Below are 20,564 nucleotides of genomic sequence, written 5' to 3'. Positions count from 1 at the left end.
GGGTCGGGGCGTAATCCTCCCCCCCCCCCTCCCCCCTCCGGGGGGCCTCGCGCTCCAAGCCACACTTCAAAGCAAGACCCTCGCGGGTCGACCGGCGAAGCTCTGCCCAAAACGAGGATTTCTCCAGAGGTCTGGATTTCTTCTCTCCCCTCCCCTCCCCGGCCTTGCAAGCATGCAAGCGGGGCACACTCCCAGAAAGCGAATTCATCATGTCGAACGTCAACACCGTCCTCGCCGCTGTCATGTCCGCTGGCGTGTCCGCCCTCGCCGCCGCCGTCAAGACGTCCCACAAGCTCGACGGTCAGATCTACGGTTCCGCTGTGACCGTGTCCGCCATCGCCGCCTACCGCATCGGCAAGGCGTGGAATCTCGGCGAAGAGGCCGAGGTGAAGGAAACCAAGTTCGCCAACGCGAAGCGCGAGTTCATCAATCACTTCGTCGCCGAGGGCAACGCGCTCTACCGGGACTCGGAGTCCCTGAAGGAATTCCAGTCGATCAAGCGCAATCGCGACGCTGCCAAGGTCGGTCCCCTCGTCCGCGCCTACTTTGCCGCCGCAAAGGCCGCCGGCTTCTCCAAGCAGGAACACGCCATCGCGGAAGTCGGCCGCTACGCCAAAAAGATCGTCGACGACATGGCCAAGAATCACGCCGGGTTCATGAAGACGCTCGGCGCGAAGGAGAATGTCGCGGAGATCCTGAAGGTGTTCGGCGAGTTCGTCGCCGAGAATTACGGCACCACGATCTACGCCCTCGCCGCTTACTTCAAGGCGGATCCGAAGGCGAAGGAGGACGGCGCGTCCGATCCGATGGAGAAGGCCACGCTGAAGCTCCTCGAAATCACGTCGGTCGAAGAGCTGGCCGCCACGATCAAGCGCCTTCAGGGCCGGCTCGACGAGCTTTCCAACGGGGTGGCCGCTGCCATCGTCGCCTCCGACGCCCACGCCGCGCAGAATGCCGGCCGCGCCTCGGAAGTCGAGCCGGAGGCCGAGCGGATCGCCGCCTAAGCCACAACACGGGGCGCCCCTACGGGGGCGCCTCCCCTCCCCATAGCGGACCGGCAACCGGCTTCTGGCCTGTTCCCCGTTCACTGTGAACGCGAGGTTACGACCATGGCCCAGTGGGTTTGCCCCTCACGCGAGGATGAGTTGCGCAAGATTGCGAAGGCGCAAGGCCTCGCCGACGCGACCGGCCTCGTCCATACCGTCTGGCACGACTGTGCGGCGCTTGAGGCGTTCGTGACGGTCGGCACGGTTCCCCCGCGTGACCGGACGTGCATGCGCGTCCAAGTCGTCACCCCGGCGGGCGCCTGATGCCCCGGCCGCCCTTCAAGTCCGGCACGTTCAACATCGAACGGACGTGCCACGAGTCCCACCGCTTGAATGACCGGCTCATGCTCGGGTCGTCGGCAAGCCGTGAGGTCGCGCTGTGGTGGCTCGAACACCATTACCGCGCCCGGTATCCGCAGTTCACGTTCGAGCTGCACGGCGACGCGCCCGCAACGACGTGCGCCCTGCCAACCTCCCACTGACGGACTGACGGGGGCGTCCGCGCCCCTGCCCCATCCTTCGACACGCTTCCGCACCTTGGCTCTCAGCCAGAGGCCGATGACCTGTGTCGAAAACGCGAATTTCTCCAGAGGTCTGGATTTTCCGAATGGCCCACATCTTCTCCACCCCATACGAGCCGCCCGCCGAGCGTCCGAGCTTCCTCGACGTGTTCGACTTCGACGTGGCCTCGCTGGCCCAGGACATTCAGACCCAGCGCATCTGCAAGCGCCAGGCGTCTTTCGAGCGTGACGACGCCGAGATCGAGGCGATTGAGCGGTCCCGCCCGATCGGTGTCGATGCCCCGCGTGTCGAGCCCAAGTCGATCGACGACCCGGTTCCGCCGTCCCGTCTTCGCTTCGAGGCGCCCCGTCGGCGCTACGAGGCGCCCAAGCTCCGCAAGTGTGCATTCTGAGGATCCGACCATGTCCCATGCCCACTGGCAGTCCATCCGGTCCTCGCAGGCCGTGACGCGCGAGCAGCGCGACGCCGACACCCGTGCATTCCTTCAGCGCCGCACGGTCCAGCCGCAATCCCATCGTCGCATCCTGAGGAGCGAGACATGAACTACGAAGACGAGGACGCGACCCTGCCTGCCGACATCGAAGACCTGTTCGACGATGTGAACGAGATCGACGAGGACGACGACGAGTCGGGTCTCGACGACAACGTGGACCTCGAAGAGTTCGAGGCCGCCCGCCGGCACCGTCTCGCGGAAGCGAACGAGTGGTGACGGGCTTGAACGAGGGCGACATCCGTGTCGCCGCCTACTTCATCGGCCAGGAGGTCGAGAAGATGGAAGCCGAGACGCCTCGCATGAAGCGGGGCTGGTTCGAGGGCCGCGAGACCTGGGAAGCACGCCTTGCCTTGCACAACCGACGCATGGCCGTGCTGACCGAGGTTCGCGACCGGTTGCAGCAGCAGATCAAGGGGTTCGCCTATGGCAGATGAGACCGCGTTGGCCGTAGCAGCCGACGACACCGACAAGGCGCGCTTGCTCTGCCTGTTGCGCGAGCACCTGACGCTGACCATGACGACCGAGCGATGGTCTGGTGGGGTCTCGCTGACCGTGGCTCTGGACTTCGACGGGGAGCCGATCGCCACTGATTTCGTGACGATTACAACCTGAGATGCGAGTTTGAGGCCCTTCCGAGCGATCGGACGGGTCTCAAGGCCTGTTTTCGGAGCCTTTCGCCTGTTGGCCGCAACCTTACGTCCGTGTTCGTCTGGATCATACCCCCGCTTGTGCGCCTGACAGGCCGCAGGGGGTATCATCGAGCTGAACGCTCGGAACGCACTGGGTTCGCACGGGGTAACAACCCTCTGTGTGCGTGCTAAGTGCTTGCAAACATGCAATTTCGATGGGGAATGTGCTTTTATGAGTGTTTTGAGCAAGAGTCGGCAACACTTTCCCACCACCTCCATCCCCGTCTCCGAACCAAGCCCCCTGACCATTCTGGCGCTGATCCTGGGGTACTCCTCGATCCCCCTGATGGTGCTCTGGGCGTTCCCTCTCTGAGCCTTGTCTGGCTCTCTCCCTTCTATGTGTTCTCCCACATGTTGCGCATCTTCGAGTGCGGTCCGTGGGCCATCCTCAACGCCTCCTCCGACGGAGATTTCCCATGCGTTATCAACTACATGTGACCGCCATCAACGACATGGGCGGCATCGTCTGCGAGAGCAGCGTGCCCAACCTCTCGCTGGAAGAGGCGAGCATCCATGTCGAGGAGTTCATCGACCGAATGGAGCGTCGTTCCGTCCCCTTCGTCAGGGTCGTACAGGATCTGGCTGTGATCCGTGAGGAGCGGCCCAGGGGCCTGTATCTCGGCCTGTTCGCCCCGTCCGAAATGGGGCTGTTCGGATCCGCGTAATTCGGGCCTCAGGGATTTGTTTGTCCCCCTTTCCCTAATTTCCGTCCCGTATTTCGTCCACCCACTTGCGTGCATGCAACCGCATGCCGTACACCATGCAAACAGGAGTTCGTTGTGATCCGTATCGCTCTCGCCTCTCTCGCCCTGACAGCCGCCCTGATGGGTCCGGCCCGCGCCGACACCAATGAGCGGTACGCAACGGCCCTGGTCGCCACTGGCATCTTCGTCGACGACGTGTGTCCCGGCACCTCCGTCGACCGAGCCATGATGAAGGCGGCCCTGACCAAACTGGTCCCCGACACCGAGGCTTTCATCAACAACCGCGCTCGTGGGGTGCAGGCCGCTCTCCTGATCGAGGTGTTCAAGCAGAACGTCACCAAGTCCTGCGCCGACGCATGGGAGATGTTCGGGTCCGACGGCACCACCATCCCCGGTCTGCTGAAGCGCTGAACCACCCCCCCCTCGAATCCGTCAGCAGCCGCAAAATGATGCGGTGGCTGCGCCACAAGACAGAGAGAAGCCCATGTCCATCCGCGCCAACTTGATCGCCGGCCGCGCCCTGATCGCCAACCCCGAGACGTTCGGGCAGGGTGAGTACGCCTACGGCGCCGATCGCAAGCCGATCTCGCCGCAGCACGAAAGCGCAGTCTGCTTCTGCTCTCTTGGTGCGGTCGAGCGGGTGATTCATCGCGGCACCATGAGTGCGCCCGAGAAGATGGCGCTCGCCAAAGCGGCTAAGGCGCTCCACGGCCCGCTCTACAACGTCATCCGCGTCAACGACGAGCTGGGCCACGAGGCCACGCTCCAGATGTGGGACTACGCCATCGAGCACGCTCCGAACTGAGCGGTCGCTGGCACGAATGCAACCGGTGGCTTCGCCACGAGAGAGAAGAGACCCCGCCCATGTCCCACTTCACCACGCCGTTCACCCCGACCTTGGTCAAGCCCGAGCTGACCAAGCAGGAGATCTTCGACGCCACCATCCGGTACGCCGCGACCATGCCGAAGCGGTGCATGGACATCTCCGGCTGCGCGTACCGCAACGAGGAGAACACGAGCGCCTGCTTCGTCGGTGCGCTCCTGACCGACGACGAAGTCCTCGATGGTGACAGCAACGTCGTCATCGGCGGTGTGGATACGCTGATGAATCTGGCGATGCTGCCCGATCGGCTCCAGCCGCACACGAAGCTGCTGACCAACCTGCAGCGGATCCACGACAGCGGCGGGAACTGGTCGGGCAAGGACTACGAGGGTCCGGCCAACCGCGAACGCATGCGGTCCGAGTTCAAGCTGGTCGCGGACGAATTCGGCCTCGCCCACACCGCCATCCGTGAGGTCTTTCCGGCCCACTGACTGGCAAGCATGCAACCGGTGCCTTCGGCACAAGACAGAGAGAGAAGCCCATGACCACGTACAAGACCGCCAAAAAGTTGGGCATCACCGATGCCGAGCACGCCGGCTTGATCGAGTTGGCCAACCACCTGAAGGGTGAGGTCTGCGTCCTTCCAGAACAGGCTATTCGCGGCGTCGGGAGTGACAGCAGCGGAAGGGCGGATGTCGAGACCATACTCGGGTTCTCGATGTCGATTGGTGCGGGCGTCCCGATCGAAGATGACGTGAAATACGACTGCGGCTGCGTCGCCTGCATCGGCGGCCACCTGTCGCTCAGGATGCAAGGCATCGACATCACCAGCCAGAAGTTCAGCATCTCTGCGCTGAAGATCGCGGATCAGTACGTCGACAGCTTCAGGGGCAAGGAAGACCACCCGCTTCACGATCTGTTCTACCCGACCGAATTCATCGACTTCGAGCGGTGGGATCTGATCACGCCGGCCATCGCGGCTGAAGCGATCAACAACTTCCTCACGACCGGTTCCCCTGACTGGTCTGGTCTCGCCGAGATGCACGACATCAACGACGACGAGGAAGACTGATCCATGGCAACCCACGCCGAGATCCGCGAACGGCTTGTACGGGCGTTCCCGTACACGTTCCAGCCGAAGGGCGCGGTGAAGAAGCCGCTCCAGCTGGGCATCCACAAGCACATCGCTCTGGCGATGCCCGACCTACCCATGAAGTCCATTCGTGGTGCGCTCGCCGACTACACCGGCGGTCCGAAATACCTGCGGTCCTGCACGGCCGGCGCTCGCCGCATCGACCTCTACGGCAGCACGACCGGCTTCGTCACCGCCGATGAGGCCACCCACTCGCAGAACCGGCTCCGGGCGCTCGAAGCGCAGTGGTCCGGTGAGGGCCAGACCCTCGGCGACATCCTGAAGAACGCCCTCGACAGGGCAAAAGAAGGAACAACACCCATGAACGCCATCTCGCAGAACGCCTTCTTGACCGCGAACGCCCCCGGCCAGTTGTCGGCCACGGACTTCGTCTCGACCAACTGGCACAACTCGGAGGCCAACTTCGCGGACAAGCTCACCGCCCGCGACCGCGACAACATCCAGTACGGTCGCAGCCTGGGCAGCACAACGCTCGGCGCCCAGGTGGTCGCCCACAACCACATGAACGACGTTATCCTGCACCTGCGTGGCGGCCGGAAGATCGAGGCGATCAAGTCCTACCGCGCCGCATCCGGCGTCGGCCTCAAGGAGGCCAAGGACTTCGTCGAGTCGATGCAGGGCATGCCGGGCACCGCCCGATCGCCGGAGTCGAGCGTCGCGACCGACCCGGATTTCATGGTTCTGCGCAAGCGCGGCAGCGACGTGACCTACAGCGTCAGCAGCCGGCACTACGACAAGGAAGCTGGTCGCAACCGCGCGACGATGGCCGTCAGCGAGGACCACGAGGTGTTGTTGGTCAAGGTGCTCGGCCGGACCAAGCCCGTCTTCAGCATGATCTGAGCCCTTTGTGTCGCCCATCCTTGTGGTGGGCGACCGCTAAGGACTTGCAAACATGCCAACCCAGAGTGGGAGAAAGTGATGGACCCGTCATTACGATTGACAGAAGACACAAAATACTTGAGATTATACGTTCAGTGCAACTATTCAGCCTTGTTAGGCTTCTACAGGAGATGGTTGTTGTTAAGAAATCTGAAGGTTACGGCCTTGTATGTTTTGCGCAAGGCTCATGAATTGTTGTTCGTGCGGGTAATGCCCGCTCCCTGGTCAGACCCAGGTCGCCATCCGCTGCGAAAGTGCGGAACCCAAATTACCTCCCCTTCATCCGAGAGAGACGTCATGACCACACCGAAGACCGCCGTGCGCCAGGGCTTGTTCGACATCATCGTCGAGCGTGCCGCCACCATGACCCACCGCTGCATGCAACCCAACCCGACTGGCGAAGCAAGCACCGTCTGCGGCTACGACGACGGCAAGGGCAACGCCTGCTTTGCCGGCATGATCCTGCCTCCAGGAACTGCGACCTACAGCAGCGGCCAGGCGTTCATCGGCGGCATTCGCTCGCTCATGCGGGAGAAGCAAATTCAGAACAAGCCGCTGCCGGACTACATCATCGAGAACGTGAAGTTCATCGGCGACATGCAGTCGATCCACGACGAGCAGGACTACTGGACGCCGGTCGGACCCAACCGGGAGCTGATGCGCCGGGAATTCCTCACCGTGGCGTCCGATTACGGCCTCGACCCGAAGACTGTCGATCAGCACTTTCCTGCTTGAATACTTGCAGGAATACAAATTTCTATTTTCGGGAGGCTGAGTGCCATGAGAAAATCGAACGAATTTGGCACCGGCTTCTTCGTGCTCGTCGCCATCATCCTCGGCGCTAAGGCCTGCAGCGGCCCGACTCCCGATCCAGAGAAGCAGCCAAATCCGGTCATGAAGACCGTCAGCGCGCCTCCGGCGCCGGTCGACGAGCCTCCGTACTGCGCCATGACACCTGAGGTCTTCAAAACGATCGTGAACGGAATGACGCGCGATCAGGTCGAGAAGATCATGGGGTGTCAGACGGGAGAAGGTTGGGGCGGTCGTACCTGGAGGGAATTACAGTGGTGGAGCGTTGACTGGAAGTACAGGTACAGCGTTAGAATGAGCAAGGATTACATCGTGACTGGCAAGTGGTCCTATGGATCCCTGTATCTGAATTACCTATGGAAGGATGACAAAGATAAACTTCGCCAGAAGTACGAGCGGGATTATTAAAAATCTAGGAGATTATTTAGTGAAGCACCTACTCATCGGCATCGCCGTCTCCTGCCTCGTCTTCCAGGTCGGCCACTTCTACGAGCACGTCGCGCAGTGGGTGATCTGGCTGATGGGCTGGACCTCCGGCATCTGCGGACGTGACACGCCGTGGATGTCGCCCTGGGTCACCTACGTCGTCGAGTCGTTCGGCGCCTGGGCGTGGCCGGCGCTCGACTACAAGGTCCAGATGGCCCGCAGCATGGAAGTGCTGCACATCGTCGGCAACCTGATCTTCCTCACCGGTCTGGTCGCGCTGATGCTGCTGATCCCGAACCGTTGGGTGAAGTGGGGCCTCATGATCGAGACCTTCCACCTCTACGAGCACATCATGCTCACGGTCTCGGTCTTCACTGTCGGCAAGCCGATCGGCATGAGCACGCTGTTCGGCGGTGCCTTCCTCTTCGACCAAGAGACGGCTGTCGGCATCCGCGTGACCTGGCACGCCCTGATGAACCTGATCCCGATGCCCTTCGCGATGATGGGGATCATGCAGTGGTGGGAGGCTCGGCGATGATCGACGTGAACTCCTACCTCGTCGGCCTCGGCTCCGGCCTGATCCTGGCGATCACCTGGGGCGTCCTGACGATCGGCCTGGTTCGATCCGAGCTTCGCCGCGTTCGCACCCGCCTCGCCTGGATCCTCGAATTCGCTCGGAGACAGGACGTCGAGTGGACCCGGCGCCGCATGACCGGAAACGACTGGAACGACCTGATCGAGGTCATCCAGCCCTACGACAAACCCTGAGACGTGGAGAGAATTTGTGACCCGCAAGCTGACCTTTGAGCAGGCCAAGCGATTGTACGGCCAGCGCTACACGCTCGACCATGTGCCGAACTGGGCGTTCAAGCACCACAACGGCCGGTTCTATGCCCCGCAGTACGCCTCCGACCGTGAGTGGTACGAGAACACGCTGTTCCCCGGCGAGGACGGCCACCACGGGTTCGGCAAGGACTGCTACAGCAGCCGCGCGACCTACCCGTTGGGTGTGTGGCTCGACAAGCCGTACCGTGGCAGAGCAGGCTACGTCAGCGGCGACGACGAGGGTATGCCGCTCGATGTCCGCGAGGCGCTGGTGATGAGTCGTGCGCAGGACGACTTCGAATTCCACGCCTGACGCTTGCAAGCATGCAAAGGATCAGATCATGCCCCGTTTCGTCGCGAGCTTGACGATCTTCGCTGAGTGCGAGGTCGAGGCGGCCACCCAGGCCGAAGCCAACCGCCACTTCCGACGCCACCTCGGCGTCGATGACACCAAGCCAGAATTCGAACTGTTTCGGCCCTGCTTGTCCGGCAACGACAGCGGTCCGGTACGCCTCATCAACACAATGCCCAGCCTGGGCATGATCGGCGAAAGAGTAGGACCACTCGGATGAACGCTCTCACGAAGCTCGACCACTTCACCGGCAGCGAGAACTGGTATCGCCACGCCCTGGTGCAGCGCATCACCTACACGGATGGCGTCAAGTACGTCGCCGACGAGGCTGGCGCACACTGGCTGGTCGACATCATCGCGACCAATCAGCTGGAGCCCAAGGTCAAGCGCGAGGAGTTCCAGGTCTGGAAGCTCACGGTCGCTGACGGCAAGGGCAAGGTCGTCTGCGAGGACGGCAACGACAACGCGGTGTTCTCCCAGGACATCGACTTCACCGACTTCCCGGAGCCCGGCATCACGATGTGGCTGACGGACGGCGTCATCCTGCTGCCTTCGGAATACTGATGGCACCGCTCTACCCCAACGAGGCGCAGGCTCGGCGCTACCTCGACTACTGGCGGATCCTGTCGGCTCAGAAGCGTGCCGGCCGTGATCATGCCTTCGAGGTGGCCGCCGAGTACCTGCGGCACCTGCCCTGTGAACTCGCCGCTGATCTGCGAGCCGAGTTCGGGTTCACCGGCTGATCGAGGAGGCCATCATGAGCCACTACGGAACGACTGCCGACTATTGCACCGGCTATGATGCGGCGGCCGATGAGCATGCCTCGGCCTACGAGCCGCTGCTGCATGCCGCTCGCAACCTGATCGAGGTCTTTGGGACCAACGCGAACCTCTCGGCCGCCGTCCATGCGCTGAGCGAGGGGATCGCGAAGATGCCTCAAGGAGGTCGGTTCGAGCTTGACGAGACCACCTACCCGCCCGGCTACCAGAAACCTGGCGAGGACGACGAAGACGACGACGCCTACGACGAGAACGGCAACCTGCGGGCTGGAGACAGCTGATGACCCACGATCCCTGCCGTCACAGCTGCTGCATCCCGCCGACGGCCCGTGAGGCTGTCGAGCGGCAGCGCGTGAACATGGAGCGCCGCAAGCGCGATCTGCTCCAGGACATCAAGGAAGCGGCTGCGTGGAGCCGGCCTTTGGTTGTGTCGTTCGACCGGCTCGACGCGAAGGAGGCGCTGCTTTCGGACGGTCTCGTCATCGAGACGCCGGACGGTCTGCGGCCTCACCCGTAGGTGCTTGCAAGAATGGGAGTGTGCATTTGTTTTAGCACACCCCCCACCCCTTCGTCAAGCAGCCTGGCTTTCGCCAAGGACTCGCTTGGCGAGCGCTTGGGCTCGCATGTCGCGAGCCTCCATGAACCGTTCGATCATCCCGTCATGGGTGAATGTCGGTATGTTGTGACGGTCCGTGGCAACCTGAAACGCACCGAGAACCAAGTTCGTCGGAACATCGAACCATTCACCACGCAGATGACGGCCGGCGCCTTTCAGGATCTTGTGGATCTCACCTTCGAGCCGGATGGCAAGCGGCCTACCAACGGTCCAGGTGATCTCTCTGATCTCCAGCTTCTTCCAGTGTGCGTTCTGGAGCTGTGCGTATCGGTTCTTCGGGTTCTCGGTCCATCCAATTTTGACCGGGCCACCACCTTCGGGTCCGATCGCGTAGACGCATGCGAACCCGAGCTGAGAGAACAGCTTCAGGTCAGACTGCTTCCGAAAGAAGGGAAGCCCGTATGCCAAGTCGTGCTTGAGGTTCTCTTCTGCCATGCAAATCGCATACCATGCGTCTTGCAAGAATGCAAATTATCACGTTGCAAAGTCAGCCAGCCCGCGTAGGCTGCTGCAAGTCACCGAGGAGGTTCCCGTGCGCCCCATCGACCTTCAAGTCCGCAACCTGCGTCGGTGGTCCCATCCCTTCTTCATGAGGGGTGGCCAGTCGATCGACGTCGAGCCGCTGCGTCAGCTGCTCAACGCTCGCACCTGGCGCCGGCACCCGCGTCCCTTCGCGAAGACCGTGAAGGGCAAGCAGCGTCGCGACGAGCGGCGCTTCATCGACCGTCAAACCTGCGGCTTCGGCTGCGACTGAGGAATGGCCATGCGTACCATGCGCAACCGCTACCGCCGTCAGATCTTCCTGCGAGAGACCTACGCCACCCTGGCCTACGTCCTCATTCTGATCGGCCTGTTTCTCATGCTCGGCGCACCCCGATGACACGGGAGCGCGCACGAGAGGTCATGCGGATCGCCGGGGGGTTCGCCCCCATGATCTACATGACCCACGATGAGATCCGCTGGATCGGCGACCGTCTCGACGCCGTTCCGAACAACCCTCTCACCCTCGCCGACATGGTTCGGCTCATCGCACAGGACTCCACATCATGAAGCGTCTTTCCCTCATCGCCGGCATCAGCCTGCTCCTGCTTGCCGGTCCGGCCGTCGCCTACGACGACTACGACGAGAGCCAGCTCAGCTCGTCGTTCCGGTCCTCGCGTGCCCAGGAACATCAGGCTCGAACCCTCGACAAGATCGAGCGGATCGAGCGCGACCGGTATCGCGACGAGAGCCGTCAGCGCCACAACGACGAGGTGCTGAGCCGCTCGTCCCGTCGGTTCGACCGCCGATGAGAAACGGCTCCGTCCGCTTCACCGGAGAGGTGGAGTTCGGCGCCTGGGGCCGGCACGGGAGGATCCTCCAGTCCGGCCTCTACGCCACGATCCTGGGCGACAACATCGTCCTGGAGCCGATCACGAGCAAGGGCGCGGTGTCGACCGCCGCGTCCATCCGCATCCCGCTGGCCGATCGCGCCGCAGTCATCAAGCTCCTCAGAGACCTGTCATGAACATGCAGACGCCAACCCTCGTCGGTGAACCCGTCCCGACGCCGGCACTCCCGCCTGTTCGGCGCTTCCTCGACCTCTCCACGGGCCACCTAACCGTCGAAACCAGGATGATGCTCGACCTCATCTGCGAGGAGCAGAAGCGTGGCGACCTCACAGCCTGGGCCTCCTGCACCCCCTTCGGGTGGTTCATGTGGGCGCACGACGAGGAGTCCGACCTCAAGCAGTTTCCGGCTGACCTTCAGGCTTGCATGCGCAAGGCCCATGAGCACGGATGCGACTACCTGCTGTTCGACCGGGACGCCGCCCCGGCTGACGAGAGCCTCGGTCTCCCCTTCTACGAGGACGACTGCGGCTCCTGCGAAACGTCCCACTGCGAGCACTAATTGCTTGCATGCAAACTTGCAGGAATGCTAGTTTGCACCAACCACAGCAAATCACCCATCAGGAAGGATCCTTGTGATGAACCCGATCGAAGACACCCTCTCCCGCCACGGCGTCTTGCCCGCCACCGCCACCTCCGCTCCGAAGCGCAAGCCCGAGCCGCTCACCGGCCCGGTCTGGATGCTCGTGAAGGTCGGCGACACCATCCTCGTTCAGGGCGACGGCGACGTGAAGGACGGTTCGCACGTCGTCCGTTCGGTCAGCAGCTCGATCAACATCGACCCTGAGGGGGCCGCAATCTCGGTCGGCAAGAACACTGTCGACACCGAGATCATCTACAACCACGCGGTCAAGCAGATCACCCGGCGCGACGGCAAGCCCTTCCAGGCCAGCCAGGCTGACGTGGACGCCTTCCTGAAGGATCGCCCGATCTGGGAGCTTGTGCGGTCTGGTGACCGGGTCGAGATCGCCGGCCTCGTCAACACGGATGACGGCGTCTACCTCGTTCACAGCGTCGATGACGATCAGTTCGGCGGTGCCGACCTCAACGGAATTCGCCTCGATGACGAAGGCTACGTCCTCAACAAGGGCGTGATGCGGATCGTCGAGCGTGACGGGAAGCCCTACGGCGACCAGCCGGCCGTTGTCGCTGCGCCTGCTGTCGATCCGCTGCTGTGGACCCTCGTGAAGAAGGGCGACAAGATCGAGGTCACACCGCAGCAGCCCGGCACGATGACGGGTCACTGGGTCAACCGTGCTGGCGGCATCTTCGAGGTCACCGAGGTCGACACCCGGCGACCGCCCGTCAGCGATCTGGACTTCCAGACCCACGACGGCTGGATCCCGAAGGACCGTCTGGTTCGCATCGTCTCGCCGGCTGCTGTCGCGGCACCGGCTCCGGCGCCTGCTCCGGTCACACCTGTCTCGGATCTCGTGAAGGTCGGCGACACGGTTCGCGTCAAGAAGGGCGCTGACCACCCGGCTGGCGAGTACGTCGTCACCAGGGCGAAGACCAGCGGCGCGATGCGGCTGGCTGTCGATTACGGCGGCCGGAACGGCAAGATCTGGTGGATCAGAAACACCCACGTCGAGGCGATCGTGACGGGCAAGCCGGCCATCCTCCCGGTGCGCGGCGAGTTCCTGATCCACGTCGACGTGCCTTCGATCATGTCGAACCGCAGCAACGGTGAGCACAAGGCGGTGACGGTCACTCGTCGCCTGTCCGATCCCACCGCTGCTCACCTTGCCCGTGAGCTGGCCTGGGACGGCCCGACCCGGTTCGTCCACCACGAGTTCATGAAGATCGAGGGGACGGACATCCAGAACTGGGTCGAGACGGACGTGCCGGTCACCTGTTGGCGCGACACCGGCCTCGAAGTGATGACGGCAAAGCCCGACGAGGTCGTCAACCCGATGACCAAGCCGATCCTCGGCGGCTTCGTCATTCACATCGCGGCGCCGGTCCTGATGAAGAACCGTCAGGAGGGGCGCAACGACCCGGTCATCGCCGTGCGCAAGGCCTTCACGAACTGGGCCACCGACGTGGTCTTCGCTCGCAAGGTCGAGTGGTCCGGCCCGACCCGCATGGTTCACCGGCCGAGCACTCCGATCCCCGGCACCAACGGGCGCGGCGTGGCCTTCCTGGAGACCGACGCCGACCTGACCCTCTACGTCGATGGCCAGGATCCAATCGTGCTCCGCATGCCCTCCCGTCAGGCCATCGCGGCATGATCGTCGTCCAGTGGTGGATCGACACCGGATTTCCCACCGCCAGTCACTCTGGCGAGTGGGAAGTCGAAGACGACACGACCGACGCGGAGCTTGAAGAAATGCTCCGCGACGAAATCGCCAACCACATCGAATCCGGCTTCAGAAGGGAAACTGACCAATGATCAACATCGACGCCTTCCGCTCCTGCATGTCCCTCATGCCGGCCGCCGTCCACATCATCACGACCGGCATGGAGAATGACCGCATCGGTGTCACCGCCTCCTCGGTCGCGTCGTTCTCCGACTCCCCGCCCTCCGTCATCGTGTCGTTCGCCGAGAACAGCGCGTCGGCCGAGCGGCTCAAGGAGAACGACAGCTTCTGCGTCAACATGCTGAAGGCCGAGGACGACGGTCTCGCCGACATCTTCGCCGGCCGGACCGGTCTGCGCGGCGTCGATCGCTTCCAGCACGGCAGCTGGGATCACCTCGATACCGGGTGCCCTGCCCTGCAGAACGCAGCCATGAGCCTCGACTGCGAGCTGCTCGACCGGCAGTACCTCGCCGGCCGCCTGGTGCTGATCGGCAAGATCATCGCACACCGCATCGACGAGGCGTGCGACCCCCTAGTCTACCAGGGCCGCTGCTACCGTCGCCTCGCGGCCTGAGGGAGGCAAGCATGCAAACGCAACGCATCTCCGAGCCGATGTTCCGCGACCGCTTCTGCCAGCGCCTGAACGCCGCCGACCTGTCACAAGTCGGGTCCGTCACCGGTCCCGGTCGATCCGGGGCGGTGGCTGCGGTCTACGCCTCGCACATGCTGGGCGTGCCGTTCATCCCCTACGGTCATCCGATCCCGTCACATCTCGGGCGCGTGCTGATCGTCGATACCGCTCGTGAGACCGGTCAAACCCTGCGAAAGGCCGAGCGCAGGTACGCCTACGCCGACCCGGTCGTCGTCTTCGCCTTCGACGAGCCGCCTCGGGTGATCTTCTGGTACGAGGCCCCGAAGCCTCAGACCTACCGTCACGAGCTGGCCGAGGGCGAGATCCGCGCCCGTCACTGCTGCGCGGCGTAGCCGTGCTCAATCCCTTGCAAGCCTGCAAATCCTGAAAGGAGCATGCAAATGGCCATGACCCAGCGACAGCACACCAACATCTCCGACGGCGCCCTTGCCTCGAAGACCACGCGCCTAGCGAACGATGCGAAGATCGCATACGCACTTTTTACCGGCATCGTGAAGAACAAGATCGCCTACCCGGTTCGGGAATACTGCAAGAACGCCTGGGAGGTCACACCGCCCGGCAAGCCGTTCCTGGTCGATCTGCCCAATCGATGGTCGCCGAAGTTCCGCGTTCGCGACTACGGTCCCGGCCTGTCGCACCACTTCATGATGCACCGCTTCCCGCGCCTCGGTGACTCCACCAAGGACGGCAACGGCGTCGGCGGCGTGTCGGGCTGGGGCTTCGGCGCCAAGTCGGCGCTCGCCTACCTCATGGAAGACCTGATGTCCGGCTCGTTCTCGGTCATCTCGTACCGTGAGGGCATCGCTGCCCACTACATCATATCGCTCTCGGCCTCCGGCATGCCCGAGGTGAAGCACTTCATGGACGTCCCGACCGACGAGGACGACGGCCTGGAGGTTTCGTTCGCGGTCCGTGAGGACGACTTCTACGCCTTCGAGGAGTCTGCCCGCGAGATCCTGTGGTCGTTCGAGCCCCGCCCGGTCGTGACGCCGGACCTGGGCTTCGACGAGCCTCGGGTCACCGGCAAGGGCACCGGTTGGATCAGCTTCAACTCGTCCACGGTGCCGTTCTCGGGTCCGCAGGTTCGCGTCGGTCCGGTCATGTACCCGATCGACATGAGCGAGATCCGCGACTCGATCGGCTTCCTGCAGCCGGACGACTGCATCATCTTCGATGTCGAGTCCGACAGCGTCTCGCCCACTGCCTCGCGTGAGCAGCTGCAGTACACCTCGGGCACGAAGAAGGCGCTCGCGGCCATGATCACGGCCTACGAGCAGAGCTTCATCACCGAGATCCAGGCCAAGGTCGACAACGCCTCCTGCTACTTCGAGGCGTGCCAGACCTTCCGCACCGAGACCGCGCACCTTGGCACCAACCGCTACAGCGGTCTGCGGGGTCGCGTGTTCTGGAACGGCCAGCCGCTGCGCGCCGGCATCGACGCCAAGGTCCAGCACCTCTCGACCGGCTGGTCGTCGTTCGACCGGTTCTCTCGGCAGACCCTCGACCCGTCCACGATCGGCAAGCCGAAGGTGGTCGTCGAGCACTCGCCCTACGCCTCGCTCGACCGGTTCATCGCTCTCGATCTCGTTGGCCAGAACATCCTCTGGGCGCGCGTGAAGAAGTGCGAGCTGCCGGGCTTCATGGCGATGTGTGCCCTGAAGGAGGACGACATCGTCATCCTCGACAAGGCGCCGATCGCCAAGCGGGCCAGCACCCAGGTCGGCACCCGCGCCAACCAGGTTCGTCGTCGTCGCACGATGACGATCACGCCGGATCCGGCTCACCACTACACCATAGTCCGCATCACCGAAGGTGTTCAGACGGTCGATCTCGCCGAAGGAGGGCTCAAGCTCAGCAAGATCAACATGTACCACCGCAACAAGAAGGATGGCATCGACCTCGGCAACGGGTTCACCAACCTTCGTGACGGCACGTTCGAGCACCTCATGGAGAGCCTCGTTCGTCGCAAGATCATCACCGAGAAGCTCACGATCCTGGTCGATACCGGCGTCGACGAACTCAGCGACGACTGGAGCGATTTCGGCGACTGGATCGAGATGCGTCTGAACGACGTCATCGATCTCTCGAAGCTCACTCCGATCCAGGAGCAGGACAGGAGCAGCGACATCCGGCACGAAGTCCGCACCCACGCTGCCTTCATCAAGGACGAAGCGCCTCAAGACCTTCGTGACTTCAAGACCATGTTCATGAAGGTCCAGGCCGAACTCAACGCGCAGTCTGATCGCGTCGAGAACGAGAACGACAAGGCCTTTGCGGTCCTGATGATGATCAAGCCGGGCCTGGCGTTTCCGACGCTGCCGTCCGGTCCCAGCGGGTCGCAGCGCGTGAACGCCGAGTTCGAGCGTCTCATGCTCAAATACCCGCTCTTCAAGCTCATCGCCGGTAGCTACGAAAGTTACCGTGGCGACGAACGTGCCGCGAAGTTTCGGCACTACTTCTCCATCCTCGCAAACCAGAAGTAAGGAAGCGACATGTCTGTCACTGTACCACACAACATCTCGGACCTGTCGATCACGTTCTTCGCGCGTGGTCGGCCCTACGAGGTCCAGAAGAGCCACCGGCACTTCGACGCGGTCCGCACGCTTCTGCTCGGCTGGGCTGCGCAGGAGCGGACCACCGAAGACCTCGACTCGCTGATCGCTCTCGCCGATCCGCGTGAGCAGGTTCGCGTCGCCTCCGACGGCAAGCTGGAGTTCATCGGCGGCCAGCTCGTCTACGCCGGCCAGAACCTCCACAACCTCTGGGCCGACAAGATCCTCGCCTTCCGTGACGCGGGCGAGCAGTACGACCCGATCTTCCGCGCCCTGGAGGATCTCCAGCGCAACCCGACCCCGTCGGCGCGTGATCGTCTTCCGATCTTCGTCGAGCGGTCCAAGCTCGGCTTCCTGCCCGACGGTCGCATCGCTGCGTTCAAGGGCGTCCGCGAGAACTTCAACGACGTCCACTCGAACACGGTCAACTACGCCGTGGGCAAGACCGTGGCGATGCCGCGCGAGGCCTGCAACGCCAACCCCGACCAGACCTGCGTCGCCGGCCTGCACGTTGGTGCGATCGATTACATCAAGGAGATGGGCTACGGTTGGGGCGCCGACCGCCGCATGCTGCTCGTTGCCTTCTGGCCGCGTCACTCGGTTGCCGTGCCGACCGACTACCGTGGCGGCAAGATGCGGGTCGAGCAGCTCGAAGTCCTCGACGAGGTCGACCGGAAGTACGTGGACGAGCTTTTAAGCTCCAGCACGACGATCGTGCGAGGGTACGAGAACTCGACCAACACCTACGGCGCCTCCTCGACGACCCCGGCGACTACGTCATCCACTGAGCCGTTCGCGCAGGCGAAGGTCGGCGACTGGATCTACATCGAGAACGACAGCGTGCTCGATGACGGCACATACCTCGTCATGAAGGTCAACCACGACACGTCGGACGAATTCCGGCTCGACGTGAAGACCGGGCCGGGCGAGGACGAAGTCGATCAGCCCGACAACGACGCGGTGGTCAAGATTGTGGATCAGGTTCCGGCCTGGTTCGCTGCCAAGGTCGGCGACTGGGTCGTCATCGACTCCAGCGACCACCCGCAGCTCGTCACCGAGATCGACGAGCGTGACGTCCACCCGGTCGACGACAGCCGCCTGAAGGTTCTGTCGTTCGACTCCGAGGACTGGGTCTCCAACAGCGACGTCACCGAGCTTCTCACGAGCCCGCCGCCGGTCTGGATGCGGGTCCAGGAGGAAGACATGATCACGATCGAAGGTCACTCCTTCCTGCGTGACGGCGTCTACAAGGCGATCGAGTTCGACACGTCGGAAGGTGACGGCGAGGACGACACGATCGTCACGATCGAGGTCCACGACGACTCGTTCACCATCAAGAACGGCGTGATCAAGTCGATCCAGCGCGAGGTGGACGAGGCGGTCGCCAAGGGTACGGCGGCAGCAGCGGCTTCGGCTCCGGTGGTGGACACCAGCCAGGACTACCTCAAGGCGGTCGTGGGTGACACTGTGACCATCAAGGGGTCTGCCGCGATCCCGGATGGCGACCACACGGTCATCTGGATCGACGAGGGCGACTCGATGCGCCTGAAGGTCGACTACAACGGCGGTACTTGGGTCAGGAACGAACGTGTCCTGGCTCTGGTGAAGACGGTGGCTCCTGCTGACACCCGCACGCCCTACGAGCAGGCTGAGGTCGGCGACACGGTTCGTGTCGAAGGCAGCAGCTACTTCACGGCCGGCGAGTACGTCGTGAAGCGTCTGCCTGCTCCGGGAGAGCTGACTCCCGGATACGGTGGTGCGGAGAAGTACGGTCTCAAGCTGGAGGGCGGCATCACCCTCTGGGTCGAGAAGGCGGCGATCAAGGCGATCGTCCGCAAGGCCGGCGACGCGGCTCCGGTCGTGTCCACCGAACCGGCCTGGAAGCAGGCCAAGGTCGGTGACACCATCCAGCTGAACGGCGACCGCAACCAGACCGCCGGCGAGTACGTCGTCGATCGGGTCGACGCTGCCAACGGCTGGGACAAGCGGCTCCGCGTCGTGAACCCGCGCGGATCCGTTTGGGTGAGGAACGACAACGTGGCGGCCATCTCCAAGGCGGCCTGATCGACACGGGTGGGCGGCGTTCTGCTGCCCACCCGCCTGCAAGAATGCAAATGACGGAGAGCAAATGGACGGATTCATCTTGTACCAGGGGCCTTCTGCCCTCGACGGCCAGCCGATCGCTGCCGTGGTGACCGGGCTCGGCCGACCGAGCAGCAACCAGAAGACCGGACCGATGGCGCAGATCTACATCCTGCGCTCCGACATCCATCCGATGGAGGCGGTCAGCACCGGGGCCGACGCATCGATCTGCGGCACCTGCATCCATCGCGGCCGGATCGAGACCGATCCTTCGACTGGCCTGCGAAGCAACAAGGGTCGATCCTGCTACGTCACGATTCTTCATGGTCCTCGAATGGTCTACGAGGCCCTGCGACGCGGCAGATACGACCCGCTGACGCCCGCCCAGGCTCGCACGGCCCTTCGTGGCCGCAAGGTGAGATTGGGCGCCTACGGCGATCCTGGCGCTATTCCTGAGGCCATCCTGACCCAGGCGATGGGCCGGGTGCGCGAGATGACCGGCTACACCCACCTGTGGCGCCGGTTCCCCTACCTGTCTGCGTTCTGCATGGCGTCCTGCGACAGCCAGGCCGACCGTGACGCCGCCAAGGCTCTCGGGTTCAGGACGTTCCGCGTCCGAGCCAAGGACGAGCCCCTGGCCGAAGGCGAAGGCCACTGCCCGGCCTCCGTCGAGATGGGCAAGGCCACCCGCTGCGACAGCTGCCTGCTTTGCGGCGGCCAGCGCAAGAACGCGAAAGCCGACATCGCGATCCTCATTCACGGGACCGGCGCTCGCAACTTCGTTCCCACCCCGGCACTCGCCTGAAGGAGCATGCCATGAAGCCGTTCTACATGATCCAGTCGTTGTTCAACTCGAAGCCGTTCATCCACGAGACGGACATCGACGACGACAACAACCGCGAGAAGCTGATCGAGATGCTGGCCCAGGGCCAGTTCGACACCGGCTACTTCGACAAGTTCTACCTCGTCGATGTGGACGCCGGCACCATCAAGGACGTCAGCCAGGACATCGCTGACGCCCTGCACGTCCTCTCGCACGCCAACCGCGAGGAGATGACCGAGAACGTGGTGCAGTTCGTCGAGAAGTTCGACCTCGACACCTACACCCAGCCCGACGACCGCAACTTCGGGCGCTTCATCCGGCGGGCGGCGTGATGCGCCGCCCCAACCCCAAGGTTTCCAAGAAGCAGATCAAGGCGCTGTTCTGGGTTCTCCAGGAGGCGCTCGACTTCCACATGGCGCGAGACCTGACCGACGAGGACACGGTCCGCGAGTGGAAGGATCTCAACCGGATCCTGCGCCTCATCGAGGCTGCGGGTCATGATCGTGCGGTCGATCTGCGCACGGTCATGAACAGGATCAGGCCCGCAGGGGTCTGAGGGAGCATGTCCACCGGCATGCAAGATTGCAAATGAAGGATCTCGTGCAAACACAGCTGTTCATCGTCCACTCACTCCAAAGTCCCGGCCCAAA

The 20,564-nt window shown here is 63.2% G+C and carries 38 protein-coding genes; 37 read left to right on the top strand and 1 reads right to left on the bottom strand.

The annotated features are described in order from the left end of the window. The first annotated feature begins 209 nt into the window (after positions 1 to 209). The 24 genes from FV229_RS04850 to FV229_RS04750 all read left to right on the top strand — a co-directional run bounded on the left by FV229_RS04850 (position 210) and on the right by FV229_RS04750 (position 10,018). The gene (locus FV229_RS04850; RefSeq protein WP_147750873.1) at positions 210 to 1,004 is read left to right on the top strand and encodes a hypothetical protein; all 795 of its coding nucleotides are present in this window, start codon (positions 210 to 212) and stop codon (positions 1,002 to 1,004) included. A 141-nt stretch (positions 1,005 to 1,145) separates the two neighbouring features. Next, on the top strand, positions 1,146 to 1,310 hold the full coding sequence (locus FV229_RS27260) for a hypothetical protein (RefSeq protein WP_187275064.1): 165 nt from the start codon (positions 1,146 to 1,148) through the stop codon (positions 1,308 to 1,310). After that, a complete protein-coding gene (locus FV229_RS04845) occupies positions 1,310 to 1,528 on the top strand; it encodes a hypothetical protein (RefSeq protein WP_147750872.1) in 219 nt (72 codons plus the stop codon). Before FV229_RS27260 ends, FV229_RS04845 begins: the two co-directional genes overlap by 1 nt. Positions 1,529 to 1,653: 125 nt before the next feature. Then, positions 1,654 to 1,959 (top strand): hypothetical protein, encoded by a 306-nt coding sequence (locus tag FV229_RS04840; RefSeq protein ID WP_147750871.1) that lies wholly within the window; start codon positions 1,654 to 1,656, stop codon positions 1,957 to 1,959. Between the two features lie 10 nt (positions 1,960 to 1,969). Next, positions 1,970 to 2,110, top strand: coding sequence for a hypothetical protein (locus FV229_RS27255; RefSeq protein WP_187275063.1), 141 nt, complete (start codon positions 1,970 to 1,972; stop codon positions 2,108 to 2,110). Beyond that, positions 2,107 to 2,277, top strand: a complete 171-nt coding sequence (locus FV229_RS27250) for a hypothetical protein (protein WP_187275062.1) — start codon at positions 2,107 to 2,109, stop codon at positions 2,275 to 2,277. Before FV229_RS27255 ends, FV229_RS27250 begins: the two co-directional genes overlap by 4 nt. 5 nt (positions 2,278 to 2,282) lie before the next feature. Next, entirely contained in the window at positions 2,283 to 2,495 is a 213-nt protein-coding gene (locus tag FV229_RS04835) for a hypothetical protein (protein WP_147750870.1), read from the top strand. Then, entirely contained in the window at positions 2,485 to 2,673 is a 189-nt protein-coding gene (locus tag FV229_RS04830; protein ID WP_147750869.1) for a hypothetical protein, read from the top strand. The genes FV229_RS04835 and FV229_RS04830 overlap by 11 nt, the downstream gene beginning before the upstream one ends. A gap of 493 nt (positions 2,674 to 3,166) precedes the next feature. After that, on the top strand, positions 3,167 to 3,415 hold the full coding sequence (locus tag FV229_RS04825; RefSeq protein WP_147750868.1) for a hypothetical protein: 249 nt from the start codon (positions 3,167 to 3,169) through the stop codon (positions 3,413 to 3,415). A gap of 114 nt (positions 3,416 to 3,529) precedes the next feature. Next, complete coding sequence (locus FV229_RS04820; RefSeq protein WP_147750867.1) at positions 3,530 to 3,865, top strand: hypothetical protein; 336 nt, start codon at positions 3,530 to 3,532, stop codon at positions 3,863 to 3,865. Between the two features lie 73 nt (positions 3,866 to 3,938). Further along, positions 3,939 to 4,259, top strand: coding sequence for a hypothetical protein (locus tag FV229_RS04815; protein ID WP_147750866.1), 321 nt, complete (start codon positions 3,939 to 3,941; stop codon positions 4,257 to 4,259). Positions 4,260 to 4,318: 59 nt separating this feature from the next. Then, the gene (locus FV229_RS04810; RefSeq protein WP_147750865.1) at positions 4,319 to 4,768 is read left to right on the top strand and encodes a hypothetical protein; all 450 of its coding nucleotides are present in this window, start codon (positions 4,319 to 4,321) and stop codon (positions 4,766 to 4,768) included. 50 nt (positions 4,769 to 4,818) lie between these two features. Further along, the gene (locus tag FV229_RS04805) at positions 4,819 to 5,349 is read left to right on the top strand and encodes a hypothetical protein (protein ID WP_147750864.1); all 531 of its coding nucleotides are present in this window, start codon (positions 4,819 to 4,821) and stop codon (positions 5,347 to 5,349) included. A 3-nt stretch (positions 5,350 to 5,352) separates the two neighbouring features. Beyond that, positions 5,353 to 6,270, top strand: a complete 918-nt coding sequence (locus FV229_RS28545; RefSeq protein WP_147750863.1) for a ribosomal protein L7/L12 — start codon at positions 5,353 to 5,355, stop codon at positions 6,268 to 6,270. A 336-nt stretch (positions 6,271 to 6,606) separates the two neighbouring features. After that, positions 6,607 to 7,044, top strand: a complete 438-nt coding sequence (locus FV229_RS04795; protein ID WP_147750862.1) for a hypothetical protein — start codon at positions 6,607 to 6,609, stop codon at positions 7,042 to 7,044. A 45-nt stretch (positions 7,045 to 7,089) separates the two neighbouring features. Further along, positions 7,090 to 7,527 (top strand): hypothetical protein, encoded by a 438-nt coding sequence (locus tag FV229_RS04790; RefSeq protein WP_147750861.1) that lies wholly within the window; start codon positions 7,090 to 7,092, stop codon positions 7,525 to 7,527. 19 nt (positions 7,528 to 7,546) lie between these two features. Continuing rightward, positions 7,547 to 8,083 carry a DUF6008 family protein gene (locus FV229_RS04785; RefSeq protein WP_147750860.1) on the top strand — a complete coding sequence of 179 codons (537 nt, stop codon included), beginning with the start codon at positions 7,547 to 7,549 and terminating at the stop codon, positions 8,081 to 8,083. Continuing rightward, positions 8,080 to 8,313 (top strand): hypothetical protein, encoded by a 234-nt coding sequence (locus FV229_RS04780; RefSeq protein ID WP_147750859.1) that lies wholly within the window; start codon positions 8,080 to 8,082, stop codon positions 8,311 to 8,313. The genes FV229_RS04785 and FV229_RS04780 overlap by 4 nt, the downstream gene beginning before the upstream one ends. 16 nt (positions 8,314 to 8,329) lie before the next feature. Further along, positions 8,330 to 8,683, top strand: a complete 354-nt coding sequence (locus tag FV229_RS04775; protein WP_147750858.1) for a hypothetical protein — start codon at positions 8,330 to 8,332, stop codon at positions 8,681 to 8,683. A gap of 28 nt (positions 8,684 to 8,711) precedes the next feature. Then, positions 8,712 to 8,942 (top strand): hypothetical protein, encoded by a 231-nt coding sequence (locus FV229_RS04770; RefSeq protein ID WP_147750857.1) that lies wholly within the window; start codon positions 8,712 to 8,714, stop codon positions 8,940 to 8,942. Beyond that, on the top strand, positions 8,939 to 9,286 hold the full coding sequence (locus FV229_RS04765) for a DUF6876 family protein (RefSeq protein ID WP_147750856.1): 348 nt from the start codon (positions 8,939 to 8,941) through the stop codon (positions 9,284 to 9,286). Before FV229_RS04770 ends, FV229_RS04765 begins: the two co-directional genes overlap by 4 nt. Continuing rightward, positions 9,286 to 9,465, top strand: coding sequence for a hypothetical protein (locus FV229_RS04760; RefSeq protein ID WP_147750855.1), 180 nt, complete (start codon positions 9,286 to 9,288; stop codon positions 9,463 to 9,465). The genes FV229_RS04765 and FV229_RS04760 overlap by 1 nt, the downstream gene beginning before the upstream one ends. A gap of 14 nt (positions 9,466 to 9,479) precedes the next feature. Then, positions 9,480 to 9,782, top strand: coding sequence for a hypothetical protein (locus FV229_RS04755; protein ID WP_147750854.1), 303 nt, complete (start codon positions 9,480 to 9,482; stop codon positions 9,780 to 9,782). Continuing rightward, positions 9,782 to 10,018, top strand: coding sequence for a hypothetical protein (locus FV229_RS04750; protein ID WP_147750853.1), 237 nt, complete (start codon positions 9,782 to 9,784; stop codon positions 10,016 to 10,018). The genes FV229_RS04755 and FV229_RS04750 overlap by 1 nt, the downstream gene beginning before the upstream one ends. 54 nt (positions 10,019 to 10,072) lie before the next feature. Here the strand turns inward: FV229_RS04750 and FV229_RS04745 are convergent, their stop codons facing one another. Further along, positions 10,073 to 10,552 (bottom strand): GIY-YIG nuclease family protein, encoded by a 480-nt coding sequence (locus tag FV229_RS04745; RefSeq protein ID WP_147750852.1) that lies wholly within the window; start codon positions 10,550 to 10,552, stop codon positions 10,073 to 10,075. 97 nt (positions 10,553 to 10,649) lie between these two features. Between FV229_RS04745 and FV229_RS04740 the strand changes: the two genes are divergently transcribed. The 13 genes from FV229_RS04740 to FV229_RS04685 all read left to right on the top strand — a co-directional run bounded on the left by FV229_RS04740 (position 10,650) and on the right by FV229_RS04685 (position 20,470). Continuing rightward, positions 10,650 to 10,871 (top strand): hypothetical protein, encoded by a 222-nt coding sequence (locus FV229_RS04740; protein ID WP_147750851.1) that lies wholly within the window; start codon positions 10,650 to 10,652, stop codon positions 10,869 to 10,871. A 292-nt stretch (positions 10,872 to 11,163) separates the two neighbouring features. Further along, positions 11,164 to 11,409: a hypothetical protein gene (locus FV229_RS04735; protein WP_147750850.1), complete on the top strand. Its 246-nt coding sequence runs from the start codon at positions 11,164 to 11,166 to the stop codon at positions 11,407 to 11,409. Further along, on the top strand, positions 11,406 to 11,624 hold the full coding sequence (locus FV229_RS04730; protein WP_147750849.1) for a hypothetical protein: 219 nt from the start codon (positions 11,406 to 11,408) through the stop codon (positions 11,622 to 11,624). The genes FV229_RS04735 and FV229_RS04730 overlap by 4 nt, the downstream gene beginning before the upstream one ends. Next, a complete protein-coding gene (locus FV229_RS04725) occupies positions 11,621 to 12,007 on the top strand; it encodes a hypothetical protein (RefSeq protein ID WP_147750848.1) in 387 nt (128 codons plus the stop codon). Before FV229_RS04730 ends, FV229_RS04725 begins: the two co-directional genes overlap by 4 nt. A gap of 76 nt (positions 12,008 to 12,083) precedes the next feature. Beyond that, complete coding sequence (locus tag FV229_RS04720) at positions 12,084 to 13,736, top strand: hypothetical protein (protein WP_147750847.1); 1,653 nt, start codon at positions 12,084 to 12,086, stop codon at positions 13,734 to 13,736. Next, positions 13,733 to 13,897: a hypothetical protein gene (locus tag FV229_RS27245; protein WP_187275061.1), complete on the top strand. Its 165-nt coding sequence runs from the start codon at positions 13,733 to 13,735 to the stop codon at positions 13,895 to 13,897. Before FV229_RS04720 ends, FV229_RS27245 begins: the two co-directional genes overlap by 4 nt. Beyond that, positions 13,894 to 14,379: a flavin reductase family protein gene (locus FV229_RS04715; RefSeq protein ID WP_147750846.1), complete on the top strand. Its 486-nt coding sequence runs from the start codon at positions 13,894 to 13,896 to the stop codon at positions 14,377 to 14,379. Before FV229_RS27245 ends, FV229_RS04715 begins: the two co-directional genes overlap by 4 nt. A gap of 11 nt (positions 14,380 to 14,390) precedes the next feature. Continuing rightward, positions 14,391 to 14,789 (top strand): hypothetical protein, encoded by a 399-nt coding sequence (locus tag FV229_RS04710; RefSeq protein WP_147750845.1) that lies wholly within the window; start codon positions 14,391 to 14,393, stop codon positions 14,787 to 14,789. 48 nt (positions 14,790 to 14,837) lie between these two features. Then, positions 14,838 to 16,940: a hypothetical protein gene (locus tag FV229_RS04705; RefSeq protein ID WP_147750844.1), complete on the top strand. Its 2,103-nt coding sequence runs from the start codon at positions 14,838 to 14,840 to the stop codon at positions 16,938 to 16,940. Between the two features lie 9 nt (positions 16,941 to 16,949). After that, the gene (locus FV229_RS04700) at positions 16,950 to 19,073 is read left to right on the top strand and encodes a hypothetical protein (protein ID WP_147750843.1); all 2,124 of its coding nucleotides are present in this window, start codon (positions 16,950 to 16,952) and stop codon (positions 19,071 to 19,073) included. A 64-nt stretch (positions 19,074 to 19,137) separates the two neighbouring features. Next, the gene (locus FV229_RS04695) at positions 19,138 to 19,896 is read left to right on the top strand and encodes a hypothetical protein (RefSeq protein ID WP_147750842.1); all 759 of its coding nucleotides are present in this window, start codon (positions 19,138 to 19,140) and stop codon (positions 19,894 to 19,896) included. An 11-nt stretch (positions 19,897 to 19,907) separates the two neighbouring features. Then, complete coding sequence (locus FV229_RS04690; protein ID WP_147750841.1) at positions 19,908 to 20,246, top strand: hypothetical protein; 339 nt, start codon at positions 19,908 to 19,910, stop codon at positions 20,244 to 20,246. Then, positions 20,246 to 20,470, top strand: a complete 225-nt coding sequence (locus FV229_RS04685; protein WP_147750840.1) for a hypothetical protein — start codon at positions 20,246 to 20,248, stop codon at positions 20,468 to 20,470. Before FV229_RS04690 ends, FV229_RS04685 begins: the two co-directional genes overlap by 1 nt. Positions 20,471 to 20,564: the final 94 nt, after the last annotated feature.

The organism is Methylobacterium sp. WL120 (genome assembly GCF_008039465.1).
Lineage (GTDB): Bacteria > Pseudomonadota > Alphaproteobacteria > Rhizobiales > Beijerinckiaceae > Methylobacterium > Methylobacterium cerastii.
This window is presented reverse-complemented; position numbering and strand designations above follow the sequence as displayed.

Bases quoted from the DNA above. Each gene is read 5' to 3' on its own strand.
- FV229_RS04810 (WP_147750865.1), top strand. From the start codon at position 4,319: ATGTCCCACTTCACCACGCCGTTCACCCCGACCTTGGTCAAGCCCGAG.
- FV229_RS04745 (WP_147750852.1), bottom strand. From the start codon at position 10,552: ATGGCAGAAGAGAACCTCAAGCACGACTTGGCATACGGGCTTCCCTTC.
- FV229_RS04755 (WP_147750854.1), top strand. From the start codon at position 9,480: ATGAGCCACTACGGAACGACTGCCGACTATTGCACCGGCTATGATGCG.
- FV229_RS27255 (WP_187275063.1), top strand. From the start codon at position 1,970: ATGTCCCATGCCCACTGGCAGTCCATCCGGTCCTCGCAGGCCGTGACG.
- FV229_RS04700 (WP_147750843.1), top strand. From the start codon at position 16,950: ATGTCTGTCACTGTACCACACAACATCTCGGACCTGTCGATCACGTTC.
- FV229_RS04760 (WP_147750855.1), top strand. From the start codon at position 9,286: ATGGCACCGCTCTACCCCAACGAGGCGCAGGCTCGGCGCTACCTCGAC.
- FV229_RS04690 (WP_147750841.1), top strand. From the start codon at position 19,908: ATGAAGCCGTTCTACATGATCCAGTCGTTGTTCAACTCGAAGCCGTTC.
- FV229_RS04805 (WP_147750864.1), top strand. From the start codon at position 4,819: ATGACCACGTACAAGACCGCCAAAAAGTTGGGCATCACCGATGCCGAG.
- FV229_RS04825 (WP_147750868.1), top strand. From the start codon at position 3,167: ATGCGTTATCAACTACATGTGACCGCCATCAACGACATGGGCGGCATC.
- FV229_RS04830 (WP_147750869.1), top strand. From the start codon at position 2,485: ATGGCAGATGAGACCGCGTTGGCCGTAGCAGCCGACGACACCGACAAG.
- FV229_RS04720 (WP_147750847.1), top strand. From the start codon at position 12,084: ATGAACCCGATCGAAGACACCCTCTCCCGCCACGGCGTCTTGCCCGCC.
- FV229_RS04840 (WP_147750871.1), top strand. From the start codon at position 1,654: ATGGCCCACATCTTCTCCACCCCATACGAGCCGCCCGCCGAGCGTCCG.
- FV229_RS04790 (WP_147750861.1), top strand. From the start codon at position 7,090: ATGAGAAAATCGAACGAATTTGGCACCGGCTTCTTCGTGCTCGTCGCC.
- FV229_RS04710 (WP_147750845.1), top strand. From the start codon at position 14,391: ATGCAAACGCAACGCATCTCCGAGCCGATGTTCCGCGACCGCTTCTGC.
- FV229_RS04730 (WP_147750849.1), top strand. From the start codon at position 11,406: ATGAGAAACGGCTCCGTCCGCTTCACCGGAGAGGTGGAGTTCGGCGCC.
- FV229_RS04780 (WP_147750859.1), top strand. From the start codon at position 8,080: ATGATCGACGTGAACTCCTACCTCGTCGGCCTCGGCTCCGGCCTGATC.
- FV229_RS04815 (WP_147750866.1), top strand. From the start codon at position 3,939: ATGTCCATCCGCGCCAACTTGATCGCCGGCCGCGCCCTGATCGCCAAC.
- FV229_RS04725 (WP_147750848.1), top strand. From the start codon at position 11,621: ATGAACATGCAGACGCCAACCCTCGTCGGTGAACCCGTCCCGACGCCG.
- FV229_RS04765 (WP_147750856.1), top strand. From the start codon at position 8,939: ATGAACGCTCTCACGAAGCTCGACCACTTCACCGGCAGCGAGAACTGG.
- FV229_RS04770 (WP_147750857.1), top strand. From the start codon at position 8,712: ATGCCCCGTTTCGTCGCGAGCTTGACGATCTTCGCTGAGTGCGAGGTC.
- FV229_RS28545 (WP_147750863.1), top strand. From the start codon at position 5,353: ATGGCAACCCACGCCGAGATCCGCGAACGGCTTGTACGGGCGTTCCCG.
- FV229_RS04845 (WP_147750872.1), top strand. From the start codon at position 1,310: ATGCCCCGGCCGCCCTTCAAGTCCGGCACGTTCAACATCGAACGGACG.
- FV229_RS04735 (WP_147750850.1), top strand. From the start codon at position 11,164: ATGAAGCGTCTTTCCCTCATCGCCGGCATCAGCCTGCTCCTGCTTGCC.
- FV229_RS04750 (WP_147750853.1), top strand. From the start codon at position 9,782: ATGACCCACGATCCCTGCCGTCACAGCTGCTGCATCCCGCCGACGGCC.
- FV229_RS04695 (WP_147750842.1), top strand. From the start codon at position 19,138: ATGGACGGATTCATCTTGTACCAGGGGCCTTCTGCCCTCGACGGCCAG.
- FV229_RS04685 (WP_147750840.1), top strand. From the start codon at position 20,246: ATGCGCCGCCCCAACCCCAAGGTTTCCAAGAAGCAGATCAAGGCGCTG.
- FV229_RS04795 (WP_147750862.1), top strand. From the start codon at position 6,607: ATGACCACACCGAAGACCGCCGTGCGCCAGGGCTTGTTCGACATCATC.
- FV229_RS27245 (WP_187275061.1), top strand. From the start codon at position 13,733: ATGATCGTCGTCCAGTGGTGGATCGACACCGGATTTCCCACCGCCAGT.
- FV229_RS04705 (WP_147750844.1), top strand. From the start codon at position 14,838: ATGGCCATGACCCAGCGACAGCACACCAACATCTCCGACGGCGCCCTT.
- FV229_RS04850 (WP_147750873.1), top strand. From the start codon at position 210: ATGTCGAACGTCAACACCGTCCTCGCCGCTGTCATGTCCGCTGGCGTG.
- FV229_RS27250 (WP_187275062.1), top strand. From the start codon at position 2,107: ATGAACTACGAAGACGAGGACGCGACCCTGCCTGCCGACATCGAAGAC.
- FV229_RS04715 (WP_147750846.1), top strand. From the start codon at position 13,894: ATGATCAACATCGACGCCTTCCGCTCCTGCATGTCCCTCATGCCGGCC.